Origin of the sequence: Natronorubrum sediminis, from assembly GCF_900108095.1 — an archaeon.
GTDB classification, from domain to species: domain Archaea; phylum Halobacteriota; class Halobacteria; order Halobacteriales; family Natrialbaceae; genus Natronorubrum; species Natronorubrum sediminis.
Genome location: NZ_FNWL01000004.1, coordinates 124,979 through 137,896 on the forward strand (window position 1 = coordinate 124,979; position 12,918 = coordinate 137,896).

Annotated in this window: 12 protein-coding genes; 10 read left to right on the plus strand and 2 right to left on the minus strand. The window is 61.4% G+C overall.

From position 1 onward, the window contains the following. The first annotated feature begins 165 nt into the window (after positions 1–165). The 6 genes from BLW62_RS15675 to BLW62_RS18805 all read left to right on the plus strand — a co-directional run bounded on the left by BLW62_RS15675 (position 166) and on the right by BLW62_RS18805 (position 7,121). Complete coding sequence (locus BLW62_RS15675) at positions 166–1,836, plus strand: ABC transporter substrate-binding protein (RefSeq protein ID WP_175459772.1); 1,671 nt, start codon at positions 166–168, stop codon at positions 1,834–1,836. 111 nt (positions 1,837–1,947) lie between these two features. Next, positions 1,948–3,012, plus strand: a complete 1,065-nt coding sequence (locus BLW62_RS15680) for an ABC transporter permease (RefSeq protein ID WP_090507981.1) — start codon at positions 1,948–1,950, stop codon at positions 3,010–3,012. A gap of 2 nt (positions 3,013–3,014) precedes the next feature. After that, complete coding sequence (locus BLW62_RS15685; protein WP_090507982.1) at positions 3,015–4,010, plus strand: ABC transporter permease; 996 nt, start codon at positions 3,015–3,017, stop codon at positions 4,008–4,010. Between the two features lie 2 nt (positions 4,011–4,012). Next, a complete protein-coding gene (locus tag BLW62_RS15690; RefSeq protein WP_090507983.1) occupies positions 4,013–5,122 on the plus strand; it encodes an ABC transporter ATP-binding protein in 1,110 nt (369 codons plus the stop codon). Then, positions 5,119–6,744, plus strand: a complete 1,626-nt coding sequence (locus tag BLW62_RS15695) for an ABC transporter ATP-binding protein (protein ID WP_090507984.1) — start codon at positions 5,119–5,121, stop codon at positions 6,742–6,744. Before BLW62_RS15690 ends, BLW62_RS15695 begins: the two co-directional genes overlap by 4 nt. A 221-nt stretch (positions 6,745–6,965) precedes the next feature. Then, the gene (locus BLW62_RS18805; RefSeq protein ID WP_175459773.1) at positions 6,966–7,121 is read left to right on the plus strand and encodes a hypothetical protein; all 156 of its coding nucleotides are present in this window, start codon (positions 6,966–6,968) and stop codon (positions 7,119–7,121) included. A gap of 223 nt (positions 7,122–7,344) precedes the next feature. On the opposite strand, the gene BLW62_RS15705 is transcribed toward BLW62_RS18805, so the two are convergent. Then, positions 7,345–7,872: a DUF7974 family protein gene (locus BLW62_RS15705; protein WP_090507986.1), complete on the minus strand. Its 528-nt coding sequence runs from the start codon at positions 7,870–7,872 to the stop codon at positions 7,345–7,347. 241 nt (positions 7,873–8,113) lie between these two features. On the opposite strand from BLW62_RS15705, the gene BLW62_RS15710 reads away from it, so the two are divergent. Then, complete coding sequence (locus BLW62_RS15710; RefSeq protein WP_090507987.1) at positions 8,114–8,563, plus strand: DoxX family protein; 450 nt, start codon at positions 8,114–8,116, stop codon at positions 8,561–8,563. A 149-nt stretch (positions 8,564–8,712) separates the two neighbouring features. On the opposite strand, the gene BLW62_RS18810 is transcribed toward BLW62_RS15710, so the two are convergent. Further along, complete coding sequence (locus BLW62_RS18810; protein WP_175459774.1) at positions 8,713–8,874, minus strand: DUF7556 family protein; 162 nt, start codon at positions 8,872–8,874, stop codon at positions 8,713–8,715. Positions 8,875–9,001: 127 nt separating this feature from the next. Between BLW62_RS18810 and BLW62_RS15715 the strand changes: the two genes are divergently transcribed. From BLW62_RS15715 to BLW62_RS15725, 3 genes are all read left to right on the plus strand, one after another. After that, the gene (locus BLW62_RS15715; RefSeq protein WP_090507988.1) at positions 9,002–9,853 is read left to right on the plus strand and encodes a CBS domain-containing protein; all 852 of its coding nucleotides are present in this window, start codon (positions 9,002–9,004) and stop codon (positions 9,851–9,853) included. Further along, positions 9,846–11,630 (plus strand): glycine--tRNA ligase, encoded by a 1,785-nt coding sequence (gene glyS / locus BLW62_RS15720; protein ID WP_090507989.1) that lies wholly within the window; start codon positions 9,846–9,848, stop codon positions 11,628–11,630. Before BLW62_RS15715 ends, glyS begins: the two co-directional genes overlap by 8 nt. Positions 11,631–11,720: 90 nt before the next feature. Then, positions 11,721–12,701 carry an acetamidase/formamidase family protein gene (locus BLW62_RS15725; RefSeq protein ID WP_090507990.1) on the plus strand — a complete coding sequence of 327 codons (981 nt, stop codon included), beginning with the start codon at positions 11,721–11,723 and terminating at the stop codon, positions 12,699–12,701. Positions 12,702–12,918 lie beyond the last annotated feature (217 nt).

A 12,918-nucleotide genomic window follows, 5' to 3' on the forward strand; every position in this document is an offset into this window, starting at 1 on the left:
TAAACCCGATGTATATTGTTGGGCAATAGTGTACAAATGGACTCGTTGTTGATAATATGCAAATCTCACGAGGATTGTTATTCAATGATCGATGGTGTAAAGTAAGTGCAAACTGGGTGAAAAACCAAAACTAATAAGAGTTTTGCCATCGGCAGGATGAGTAGTATGAGAGGTAACAACAAGGGTGCAACTCGACGGCGAGTACTTGTCACTGGAGCGTCCGCAGGGGCAATTGCGCTCGCAGGGTGTATTGGTGGGAACGGCGATGACGATGGCGACGGTGAAATCATCGATCCGGACGAGTACGACTACGAGCGAGACGAACCGGACGACGAAGACGCTGCGATGGAGAGCACGATGGTCTACACGCAGGAACTCGAGCGAGACGACGACTTCGATCCGGTCGTCTCGAACGACGCATACAGTATGCAAGTCGCTAACCTCCTCTACGACAGCCTCTACGAGTTCGACTACGAGTACGAACTCCAGCCGAAGGTTGCCGTCGACTTCCCGGACGTCGAGCGTGACGATACGCGATTCATCTACGAGATCCACGACGGAATCGAGTTCCACAATGGCGACGAACTGACCGCCGACGACGTGGCACACTCGTTTTTGGCTCCCGTCGAAGAAGAGACGCCGAACATGTCGTCCTACGACATGATCGATGACATCGAGATCATCGACGACACTCAGTTGCAAGTCGATCTCGAGTTCCCCTACGGACCTTGGGAGATGTTCAATCAGGGAGTCAACATCGTTCCGGAAGACGCCCGAACGGACGACACCGAAGCGTTCAACACCGATCCGATCGGCTCCGGGCCGTTCATGTGGAGCGACTACCAGATGGGCGAGTACGTCGAACTCGAGCGAAACGACGACTACTGGGACGACCCGCTGCCGTACCTCGCGGAGATTCGATTCGAGGACAACGTCGACGACTCGAGTCGCGTTGGTGAGATTCTGGCTGGGGACACGGACGCGATCGGTGACGTGCCAAACGCCGACTGGGACGAAATCGACGGCGAAGACGACATCAACGCACACGTCGCGGAGAGCCCGTCGGTCGCGTACATGTTCTTCAACTGTAACGACGGGGCGGGAACGGCCGACGCGGACGTTCGTCGCGGCATCGCTCACGCGTTCTCGGCGACGGACTACGTCGAGACGTACCTGTACAACGCGGCAGCGCCGGTCGTGACGCCGACGTCACCGATCACGAACGAACTGTGGGACTTCCCGCTCGACGACTGGGGGGAGGCCTATCCCGACTACGACCCCGATCTCGCACAGGAGTTACTCGACGAGAACGCTCCGGACGATTGGAATCCGACGTTCATGGCTCCCGACGACGAGCGAGCGACGCTCGCCGAACGCGTTGCTCAACGCCTCGACGAAATCGGCTACGACATGGAAGTCCAGACGATGGCGTTCGACCAGATGCTGGATCAGACCGTCTACAGTGAGGGCGATCCGGACGACTACGAACTGTACATCTCCGGGTGGACCGGCGGACCCGACCCCGACCAGTATCTCTACCCCAACTTCCACGAGAGTCAGGAGAGTCTCAATCAGGGTCACTTCTACGACGGAAGCGACGACTTCCACGACAACATCATCGCAGCCCGCGAAACCGGGGACCAGGCGGAACGCGAAGAACTCTACACCGACGTGATCGGCGAGATTATCGAGGAAGTTCCGGCACTGCCGATCTTCACGGAACACAACTCGATGGCGACGGGCGAGCATATCAAGGACATGCACGTCCACCCGCAGATGCAGTACAACCCACACGTCGTCTCCGGAGACGGAAACGTCTGGGTCGACGACGACTGACGACTGAGAGACAGCCAGTTTGCGATTCGACGCGGCCGGTCGGCGGCCGCAAACGTCCATTCGCGTTTCACCAAAAACGGAAGAGACACCAATTTAACAGACGATTTCGAGATGGGACTACTTCGATACACACTGTACCGATTCGTGCAAGCGATTCCCGTACTGTTCGGAATCACGATTATCACGTTTGCCCTCGCGAATCTGGCACCCGGCGACCCCGTCCAGATCATGCTGCAGGGACAGGAAGTCGACGAGGACCTGATCCAGACGATGGAAGAACGGTACGGACTCGACGAACCCGTACACGAACGGTACATCTCGTATATGACTGGGGTATTGCAAGGCGACCTCGGGCAGAGTTTTCACTACAACCAGCCCGTTTCTGATCTGATCATGAGTCGCCTCGGACCAACGCTTCTCCTCGTGTTGTCGGCGTATGCGTTCGCGATCGTCACGTCGATACCACTCGGTATCCTCGCCGCGAAGCGACGAAACGAGCCAGCAGACCACATTTCGCGCATCGTCGCACTGCTGGGCGTCAGCACGCCGTCGTTCTGGATCGGCATCATGCTCATCATCATCTTCGCCGTCCAACTCGGGTGGTTCCCGTCGACCGGCCTCGTCTATCCGTGGTGGTCACCCGAGGCCTACGGCTACACCGGGTGGCCCGGACCGCTCGAGCAACTTCCCGTCGTTGGGGCGATATTCAGCCAGTACACGCTGGGTGGGTGGCCCGAGCACGTGTTCCAGATCGTTCGGCACCTGCTGCTACCGATGATCGCGCTGGGAACGTTACAGATGGCGACGCTGATGCGTATCGAGCGCACGCAGATGATCGAATCGCTGCAAGGAGAGTACGTCAAACTCGCTCGAGCCTACGGCGTCTCAGAGCGGACGATCCTCCGAAAGCACGCCTTCCGAACGGCGCAGTTGCCGATCATCACGATCATCGGATTGAACCTGTCGACGGCACTCGGCGGCGCGGTGCTCGTCGAGTACGTCTTCAACATCAACGGAATGGGACGGCTGTTCATCGATGCGATTCACAACCTCGACTATCAGTTGATCATGGGAGTAACGCTCATCTTCGGGACGATATTCATCATCGGCGTCATCATCACCGACATCTCCTACGCGTACGTCGATCCGCGAGTTACGTATGGAGGTGAGGACTAACGATGGCGATCGGTGAATCACAGGTCGACGACGGCAAATCGTCCGACACCGTCGAGGCGGAGTTCGGCTGGCGACACTCGGTGAAGAAGATCAAAGACGATACGACCGCCAGATGGGGGCTCTACATCGTCGTCCTCGTCTTACTCATCTCGGCGTACACGATGATCGATAGTAACCTCTCGCGACTCACGCTCGGAGCCGTCTCCGACTTCACGTTCGCGGAGATGCTCCCGATATTCGATCACCCAGAGCGGATTCCACCGCCGGGACAAGGTGAGGAGAACGTGCCGCCTGCGTTTCACGTCGACGGCTCGATGAGCCACCCACTCGGCACCGATCCGGACGGACGGGATTACTTCACCCGACTCGTCTACGGGGCGCAAGTGTCGGTGAGCGTCGGCATCGTCTCGACGCTCATCGGATTCGTCGGCGGAACGGCCATCGGTGCCGTCGCCGGCTTCTACGGTGGAAAGGTCGACGACATCCTCATGCGTAGTGTCGAGACGATCTACGCGATTCCGCCACTGATCCTCATCATCGTCTTCACGGTCTTCGTGAGCGGTGGGACACCCGACATCAGATACGCCGTCATCGGCGTCGGAATCACGTTCATCCCGGTGTTCGCGCGGATCATCCGCAGCGAGGTGTTGTCCGTCCGCGAGATGGACTACATCGAAGCGGCGCGCGCCTCGGGGGTGAAAAACAGACACATCATCCTCAGACACGTGATACCGAACAGTTTCGCACCGGTTCTCGTCTACGCGACGCTTCAGATCGGTGTGACGATCCTCATCGTCGCCGGCCTCTCGTTCCTCGGCTACGGCGCGCAGCCGCCGACCCCCGACTGGGGCGAGATGCTGAACGTCGCCCACGGCTACATGCACGCGAACGTCTGGCTCTCGATCTGGCCGGGCTTCGCGATCCTCATCACGATTATGGGATTCAACCTCTTCGGCGACGGCCTCCAAGACGCCCTCGATCCACGACTCAACGAATAAGTATGGCTGAACCACTCCTTCGCGTCGAAAACCTCAAGACACAGTTCTTCACCGAGAGCGGTACCGTTCGTGCCGTCGACGGAATCTCCTTTACCGTCGACGAAGGCGAAATCGTCGGTCTCGTCGGCGAAAGCGGCGCCGGCAAATCAGTCGCCTCGATGAGTCTGTTGCGACTAGTCGAGAATCCCGGCGAAATCGTCGCCGGCGAAATTACCTACAAGGGCCAGACCATCTTCGGCCTCGAGGAGGGGCCGGACGGCGAGCCTCGAGAGCGAGCGGAGATGCTCTCCGAGCAAGAAGTTCGCCAGCAGATCCGTGGCAACGAAATCGCCGTGATCTTTCAGGATCCGATGGAGTCGCTCAATCCGGTCTTTACGGTCGGCGGCCAACTCCGCGAGTTCATCGAACTCAATCGCGACCTCTCGAAAGACGAGGCGAAACGGGAAGCGATCGAGATGCTTCGGGAAGTCGGCATTCCGGATCCCGAGGACCGATACGGCGAGTACCCACACCAGTTCTCGGGCGGAATGCGCCAGCGCGTGCTCATCGCGATGGCGCTGGCCTGTGAGCCGAGTCTCATCATCGCCGACGAACCGACGACGGCACTCGACGTGACCGTCGAGGGCCAGATTCTCGACCTCGTCGACGACTTACAGGAGAAGTACGATACGAGCTTCATCTGGGTGACCCACGACATGGGCGTCGTCGCCGAGATCTGCGATCGGGTGAACGTGATGTACCTCGGCGAGATCGTCGAGCAAGCGCCGGTCGACGAGTTGTTCCACGACACGCACCATCCCTACACGAACGCGCTGTTGAACTCGATGCCCCGACCCGACCGCACGGTCGAGGACTTAGAGGCGATCCGCGGGGTGATGCCCGAGGCCGTCGATCCGCCGGCGGGCTGTCGCTTCCACACGCGCTGTCCGGACGCCAGAGAAGCCTGTCGGCGCGTCCACCCCGAACCGGCGGAAGTCGCTCGAGACGGCGAGTACGTCCATCGATCGGCGTGTATCAAACACGACGCCTTCGACGTGGGCTACGACGAGAGCGCACCACTCGAGGAAGCGCCACAGCTCACGACGACGCCGGAGAGGGGTGAGGACCGATGAGCGAGGTGAGCAACGTCGCCGACGAACAGGAGACTGGCGAGTCGGCGGAGGGCGACGAGCGGGTCGCCTTCGGTGAGACGCTGGTCGACGTCGACGGGTTGAAGAAGTACTTCACCCAGAGTTCGGGGCTATTCTCGAGTATCTCGTTCGAGCCGGATCAGTTCCCGCCGGTCAGTCTCGGCCAGCAGAAGGTGAAAGCCGTCGACGACGTGAGTTTCGAGATCAAACGCGGCGAGACGCTCGGTCTCGTCGGCGAGTCCGGCTGTGGGAAGAGTACGCTGGGTCGCTCGCTCTTACGACTGGTCGATCCGACCGACGGGACGATCGAGTTCAAAGGCGAGGACCTCGCGGACATTTCCGGCGAGGAACTGCGCCAGAAGCGCTCGGAGATCCAGATGATCTTCCAGGACCCCCAGTCGTCGCTCGATCCGCGGATGAAGATGGGCCAAATCGTCGAGGAACCCATGCGCGCCCACGACATGCCGAAGTCGGATCCGGACGTGGCGACGACGGCGTCGGTCACGGTCGAGAACGTCGACGAGCCGGTCGACGTTACCGTCGCGGACGACGTCGACCTCGTCGTCGAACCCGACGATGGGGGCGTGGCAACGGTGCCGGTGACGGTCGCTCGAGACGAGTACGGCGTGACGGCGACCGTTCCCGAGCACCTCGAGGCGACGGCGTCGGTCGAGTCGGATGGCACCATCTCGGTTGCCGTTTCGGTCTCGACGTCGAAAGACGAACTCCGACGCGAACGGGCGAAGGAACTCCTCGGGAAAGTCGGGCTCGATCCGGCCTACTACAATCGGTATCCACACGCCTTCTCCGGCGGGCAGCGCCAGCGGATCAACCTCGCACGGGCGCTGTCGGTCGACCCCGACTTCGTCGTCTGTGACGAACCCGTCTCCGCGCTCGACGTCTCGATTCAGGCGCAGGTGATGAACACGATGGAAGAACTCCAAGAGGAGTTCGGACTAACGTATCTCTTCATCGCCCACGACCTCTCGGTCATCCGGCACATCTCCGACCGCGTCGCGGTGATGTACCTCGGTCACATCGTCGAAATTGCGGAGAAGGAGGAACTGTTCGAGAATCCCCAACACCCCTACACGAAGGCGTTGCTCGAGTCGATTCCCGTCCCGGACCCCCGAAACGAGGGCGCTCGCGGAGTGCTCGAGGGAGAGGTGCCGAGCCCACAGAATCCACCATCGGGCTGTCGGTTCCGAACGCGGTGTCCGGAACTCATCGCTCCCGACGAGTACGACCTGCCCGACGAGCAGTGGGCTCACGTTCGCACGTTCATGCGGGCGGTCAAACGGCGAACGTTCGAACCGATGACGGCCGAGGAACTCGAGGCGGAGTTCTTCGGCGGCACGCTCCCCTGGGACGAGGCTGGCGAGGTCGTACGCGATGCCATCGACCTGATTGCGACCGACCGACAGGGCGGCGAACGGACGCCTGACGGCGACGACGAGGTCGAAGAGAACTGGGAAGAAGCGACCGACCTCCTCCTCGAGTCGTTCGCCGAGCGCAGTATTTGCGCACAGGAACGACCGTCCTACGAACTCGAGTCCGAGTACGGGTCGGGAACGCACTTCGCAGCGTGTCATCGACACCGCTGACAGACGGTTCGACCGAAAGTCGGTTGTTGTGTCTGATTTTGTATGTTTGTGATATGGCCTCGTGACTCGATCGTTTGGTTCACACCAATTGGTGAATTTGCACTCGAGACGGCTGGAAAGGCCCATTTGGAGATTTACTCGAGGGCAGCAATCGCGGTCGAACTAACACAATTGTTCATCTCGAAAATACTTATGTGCGTGGCGCTCGTCTTTACTCGTGTATGAGTAAGATCCTCGCTACCCTCACGGCAGGCACGCAACGACTCGCAAAGGCACGACGAACGATCGAGCACTCGCCGGAGTTCGGTGCAGACGACGAGACCAACGAGGACAGCCCAACGGGACAGATCCCACCCGGTGGCTTCCTCACCGGATAAGCAGGAACTGCGACCGCAACAGTTCGCCCTCCCTCTCGTCTACACCGTCTCTCTCTCGCTACTACCCTCCTCTCGTCTACTCCCTCCCTCTCTCCCAGCGATCCTGTCTACCGACCATCTACACGCTACGTCGCCCTCCGTTTTCTTCTCTCTCTCTCTCTCGTCTCACGTGCAGTAACTCCTCCTCAGGCGCAAGCAGGTGCGAGAACTCGAGGGCCAGTCGTTACTCGAGGCGAATCGTCGTCGAGTCACTCGGCTGGTAACGGCCGTTGTGCGTCGCGACGAACGCGCGAAGTTCGTACTCACCGGCATCGGGGAGCACGGACTCGTAGCGAGTGTCAGCCCGATCATCGGTCGTGCGCTTGAGTCGACCGTTCCAGGTGACCGTCGCTCGTTTTCGCTCGCCGCCGTGAAATTCGAACGTTGATGGACGCTCTCGGGTGAACAGTCGTTCGTCGGTGGCCTCGAGTTCGCCGTCGAACGTCCACCCCCAGCGGCGTCGGCGCGGCGTCGGAATCGAGACGGGAAGCGGCGATCGGTTTTTGAACTCGACTGTGAGTTCGACGGGGTCGCCGCGTTCGTAGACCGTTCGAGTCGTCTCGAGCGAGACGGTGATCGCTCGACGAGCGAGAGCCGTCGGGACGAGCGCCGAGAGAAAGGTCGCAGCGGTGTAGCGATCGCTCTCCGGTCGCGTCCCGAACTCGTCCGTCGCATCGGCTCCCTGTTCGTCTCGCGGGCGTGGACCGACCATCGAACGCCCCTACGCACGTCACCGACAAAACTGTACTAGCCACTGCACGTCAGTGCACGGCTGATCGCCAGACGGTTCGACGAGCAGTGTGTAATCCGTTTCAGGTGGTACTATAGACGGTATCTGACAGCGCGGTCTGTGGCACCATTTGTCTAAATCGGCCGATAACACCGCCGTCACCCGGGGAAACCGATGTCCGGGAACGCCTATATCTATCTGGTCCCTCAGAAACTAGTGCACGATGATATTTGCTATCGAAACGGCTGCGCTCCAGACGTTCGATGGAGCCTTTGCTGACGAACTGTTCCTCGCTGCGCGCATTCTCTTTGGCGGAGTAATCGCGTTCATCGGCCTCAACCACTTCCTGAATCTCGAGGAGATGGCGGGCTACGCCGAATACAAAGGCGCACCGGCACCGACGCTCTCCGTCGGTGCCTCCGGTGTCGTCTTGGTGCTCGGCGGACTCGCGGTTGCACTGGGTGCGTTCCCCACGCTCGCGGCGGGCGCACTCGCGGGCTTCCTGGTCGTCGCGACGCCGATGATGCACGACTTCTGGGCCGTTCCCGAGGACCAACGACAGGACGAACTGAACAGTTTTCTCAAGAACGTCGGCTTGCTCGGAATGACGGTGCTCTTGCTGGCGGTCAGTACGGTCGAGTGGCCCTACGCGGTGGGCGTCGGCCTCGTCTGAGCGGACTCCGCTGTACCGGACGAACGTACTCGCATTCTTTTAGTGTGGTAACTCGAGGGTCGAAGCGACGGCACTCGGGACAGACGTGCGTCAATCGAGAGAAGCAGAGTCGACGTGCCAGCAGAATCGAATGGACCGATTAGCAGAGATTATCGCCATGCCGGGAGTGACGGTGCGTCGTCCGCTTGCATCGATAACCAGGCTCCGTCGGCCGAAATATCGGCGATGACGTAGTCCGTACTCGAGTCGCTCGAGTCGATCGACCCAACGACGGTTTCGTCGGACGATACGACGTGGGAGTTCGTCGCCATGTATGAGAGTGTCTCTCACCCGTATATAAACTCGTCGGATTGAATTCTCACGCGATCTGATCAATCAGCGAAATCACGGACCAGTGAAACACTGGGTTTATACTCATTTTCGCCGTAGCGTGGGGATATGAACGTAGCCGACGCCATGACGGCTCGCGAGGACGTGGTCACCGTGGAACTACCCGGCACCCGCTCGGACGTCCTCGAGTACCTGCAAGAACGGTCGTTCTCGTCCGTTCCGGTCGTCAAAGAGACCGACGACGGCCTCGAGTACCGCGGACTCGTCTCGCGGGACGTCCTGATCGAACAACCCGACGAGGACCAACTCGTGATGCTGATGGACGACGTCCCGACGACGACAGCCGAGACCGCGCTCGAGGACGTCGCGCGAACGATGGTCGAGGAGGGAGCACGGCGCGTCCCAGTCGTCGACGGCGAATTCGAGGGGATCGTCACGGTCACCGACGTGATTCACGCGATCGCAGCGGGCGACCAAGAGACCGACGGGGCCGTCGACGAACACGCGAGCACCGACGTGAACACGAGTTACGAGGGCGCACCGCTGCCGGTCGCCGAGCGGGAGCTGTACTACGCGAACGTCCCATACACCGTCGCGCTGGACGACGAGGGGCAGATGAACGGCGTCCTCACGGAAGTCGACATCATCGACGTCGCGCGTATCGTCGAGGGCGAAGAGGAGACGGGGAACAACTTCCCGGATCAAGATTCCCAGTGGTCCTGGGAGGGAATCAAGGGAGTCGGCAGCCGCTACCTCCCCACGCGGGACATCGAGATCCCGAACGGGCCGGTCAGCGAGTTCATGACCGACGACGTAGTGACGGTGTCGGCCCAGACGTCGATCCAGGACGCCGCACAGAAGATGATCACCAACGACATCGAGCAGATTCCGATGGTCACGGGCGAGCAACTCGTCGGCATCGTCTGTGACGTCGACCTGCTGGAGGCCCTCTATGAGTGAACACCAGCACACAGAACCGACCGACGACGCAGCGGAACCGACGAGCGAGAAACTGGTCGAACTGGCCAAGCGGAGAGGCTACTTCTTCCAGTCCTCGGGAGCCTACGGCGGCGTCGGCGGCTTCTACACCTTCGGTCCGCAGGGAGCCTCGTTGAAGGGCAACGTCGAAGACGCCTGGCGCGACCGCTTCGCCGTCGCCGAGGGCAACATGGAGATCGACGCGCCGACGATCATGCCCGAACCCGTCTTCGAGGCGTCGGGCCACCTCGACGGCTTCGACGACATGCTAATCGAGTGTCCGGAGTGCGAGACGAGCAGCCGTGCGGACCACCTCGTCGAGGACAACACGGAGTACGAAGACGCAGAGAGCCTCCCAATTCCGGAAGTCGAGGAGGTCATCGCCGAACACGAACTCGTCTGCCCCGAGTGCGGTAGCGGCCTCGCAGACGTCGCCGTCGAGAACTTCAACCTCATGTTCGCGACGAACATCGGCCCAGGCGACTCCGATCCGGGCTACCTGCGCCCCGAGACGGCACAGGGCATCTTCGTCGAGTTTCCCCGACTGAAGGAGTACGCCCGGAATCAGCTTCCCTTCGGCGTGACCCAGATCGGTCGGGCTTACCGAAACGAGATCAGCCCGCGGCGCTCGATCATTCGGACCCGCGAGTTCACGCAGGCCGAACTCGAGTTCTTCGTCGATCCCGAGGAGGACGAACCCGACCTCGAAGCGGTCGCAGACGTCGCGGTGACGCTCTACCCGGCCAGCGAGCAAAACGCCGAGGACGGCGACGAGATCCGGACGACCATCGGCGACGCCGTCGAGGAGGGTATCATCGGCGATGAGTGGGTCGCCTACTTCCTCGGCGTCGCCAAGCCGTGGTACGACGCCGTCGGCGTCGACATGGACCGATTCCGGTTCCGCCAACACCTCTCGGGCGAGCGCGCCCACTACGCGGCAGATTGTTGGGACGCCGAGAGCGAAATCGACGGCAACTGGATCGAGATGGCCGGCTTCGCCTACCGCGGCGACTACGACCTCTCGAAACACGCCGAACACTCCGGCGACCGATTCACCGTGTTCAAGCAGTACGACGAACCGAAGACGGTCGAACGCGCCACCGTCGACCCTGACATGAGTTACCTCGGTCCGGAGTTCGGCGGCGACGCGCAGGCCGTCGTCGAGAAACTCGAGACACTGGCCGGCCGCAACCGCGCGGCATTCGAGGGTGAGAGCGTCGAAATCGAACTCGAGGGTGAGAGCCACGAACTCCCCGTCGAGAAGACCGGCTTCGCGGTCGAAGAACAGACGGAGGCGGGCGAGCATATCGTCCCCCACGTGGTCGAACCCTCCTTCGGCGTCGACAGACTGGTCTACACCGTGCTCCACCACGCCTACCGCGAGGACGAGGTCGACGGCGAGGAGCGGACGTACCTCGAACTCGAGCCCGAGGTCGCCCCGACCTTCGTCGGCGTCTTCCCGCTGCAAAGCGACGACGAACTTGAGGCTGTCGCGGACGACGTCGTCGACGACCTCCGGGAAGCGGGGCTCTCGATCGCCTACGACGACTCGGGCAACATTGGCCGGCGATACCGCCGCCAGGACGAGGTCGGCACGCCGTTTTGCGTGACGATCGACTACGAGACCGTCGAGGACGAGGAGACGACCGTCACGGTCCGCGAACGAGACACGACCGACCAGACGCGACTGCCCGTCGACGGACTGGCGGAGACGCTCTCGGCGATTCGGGAGGGCGACCTCGAGTTCGAGGAGTTGTAACGCGCCACGTTTCCGAAATCACTCCGCGGCTGACTCGAAGACCGATCGTCGCAGTACCCTTTATTCTACTGGCGTACATACTGTATTCGAATGTCAGACGAGAGTGACGCGGCGGACTATCGGGTGAGCGCGGACGACGACGCCGTTCACAGTAACTGGAACAACGACCTCGAGCCGGTGGCGACGGTCGAGCCGGGCGACGTCGTCCGGTTCGAGTGTCGAGACGCGACGAACGGGCAGCTCGGTCCCGGCTCGACGGCCGCGGATATCGCGACGCTAAACGTCGAGCCAATCCACCCGCTGACGGGTCCGATCGCAATCGAGGGCGCTCGTCCGGGGGACGTACTCGAGGTCGAACTGCTCGAACTCGAACATCACGGCTGGGGACAGACGCTGGTTCTCCCCGGGGAACTCGAACTCGGACTGCTCGCTGACGAGTTTCCGGAGCCTGCGCTCCACGTCTGGGAACTCGAGGACGGCGTCGCCCGGTTCGTCGACGGGATCGAGGTTCCGATCGACCCGTTCCCCGGCGTGATCGGGGTCGCACCAGCCGAGGACGGCGCACACAGCACCTTCCCGCCGCGGTCCGTTGGCGGGAACGTAGACATCAAGCACCTCACGGCGGGGTCAACGCTGTCCCTCCCCGTCGCGGTCGAGGACGCGCTGTTCTCGATCGGCGACTGTCACGCCACACAGGGCGACGGCGAGGTCTGTGGAACCGGCATCGAGGCGCCGATGACGGTGACGTGTCGCTTCGACATCCGCTCGGACTCCCCGATCGAACAGCCCCGATTCGAGACGACGGGCCCGTTCACGCCGACCGGCCGAGACGAGCCGATGTACGGGACGACTGGCGTCGGCGACGATCTGCTGGCAGCCGCCAGAACGGCGATTCGCCAGCAGATCGACCACATGCAGGCCGAACGCGGGCTCGGCCGAACGGAGGCGTACATGCTGTGTTCGGCCGCCGTCGACCTCAAGGTGAGCGAAGTGGTCAATGCCCCGAACTGGGTCGTCTCCGCGTACCTTCCAGAAGGAATCTTCCCGGAGGACCGTCGCCGGCCAACGTGATCGTGACGGACCGTCACAATGGGTGACCTGTGGAACACACATATCCGCTGAGACCGTATCGAAGCTATGGGGTGGCATCGACTCGCCGACCGAACGGTCGATCCGACGCACAGACGAACAGGGTGTCTACTCGCTGGCGAACGGTTCAACCGACAGCCACACCGATGGCGTTCACGTGAGGTGGTGGAACGGTGACGGACTCATCAGCTGACGAGAG

Excerpts from the sequence above, each read along its gene's own strand:
- BLW62_RS18805 (WP_175459773.1), top strand. The coding sequence starts at position 6,966 with ATGAGTAAGATCCTCGCTACCCTCACGGCAGGCACGCAACGACTCGCA.
- BLW62_RS15675 (WP_175459772.1), top strand. The coding sequence starts at position 166 with ATGAGAGGTAACAACAAGGGTGCAACTCGACGGCGAGTACTTGTCACT.
- BLW62_RS15725 (WP_090507990.1), top strand. The coding sequence starts at position 11,721 with ATGTCAGACGAGAGTGACGCGGCGGACTATCGGGTGAGCGCGGACGAC.
- BLW62_RS15690 (WP_090507983.1), top strand. The coding sequence starts at position 4,013 with ATGGCTGAACCACTCCTTCGCGTCGAAAACCTCAAGACACAGTTCTTC.
- BLW62_RS15710 (WP_090507987.1), top strand. The coding sequence starts at position 8,114 with ATGATATTTGCTATCGAAACGGCTGCGCTCCAGACGTTCGATGGAGCC.
- BLW62_RS15680 (WP_090507981.1), top strand. The coding sequence starts at position 1,948 with ATGGGACTACTTCGATACACACTGTACCGATTCGTGCAAGCGATTCCC.
- BLW62_RS15685 (WP_090507982.1), top strand. The coding sequence starts at position 3,015 with ATGGCGATCGGTGAATCACAGGTCGACGACGGCAAATCGTCCGACACC.
- glyS (WP_090507989.1), top strand. The coding sequence starts at position 9,846 with ATGAGTGAACACCAGCACACAGAACCGACCGACGACGCAGCGGAACCG.
- BLW62_RS15705 (WP_090507986.1), bottom strand. The coding sequence starts at position 7,872 with ATGGTCGGTCCACGCCCGCGAGACGAACAGGGAGCCGATGCGACGGAC.
- BLW62_RS15715 (WP_090507988.1), top strand. The coding sequence starts at position 9,002 with ATGAACGTAGCCGACGCCATGACGGCTCGCGAGGACGTGGTCACCGTG.
- BLW62_RS15695 (WP_090507984.1), top strand. The coding sequence starts at position 5,119 with ATGAGCGAGGTGAGCAACGTCGCCGACGAACAGGAGACTGGCGAGTCG.
- BLW62_RS18810 (WP_175459774.1), bottom strand. The coding sequence starts at position 8,874 with ATGGCGACGAACTCCCACGTCGTATCGTCCGACGAAACCGTCGTTGGG.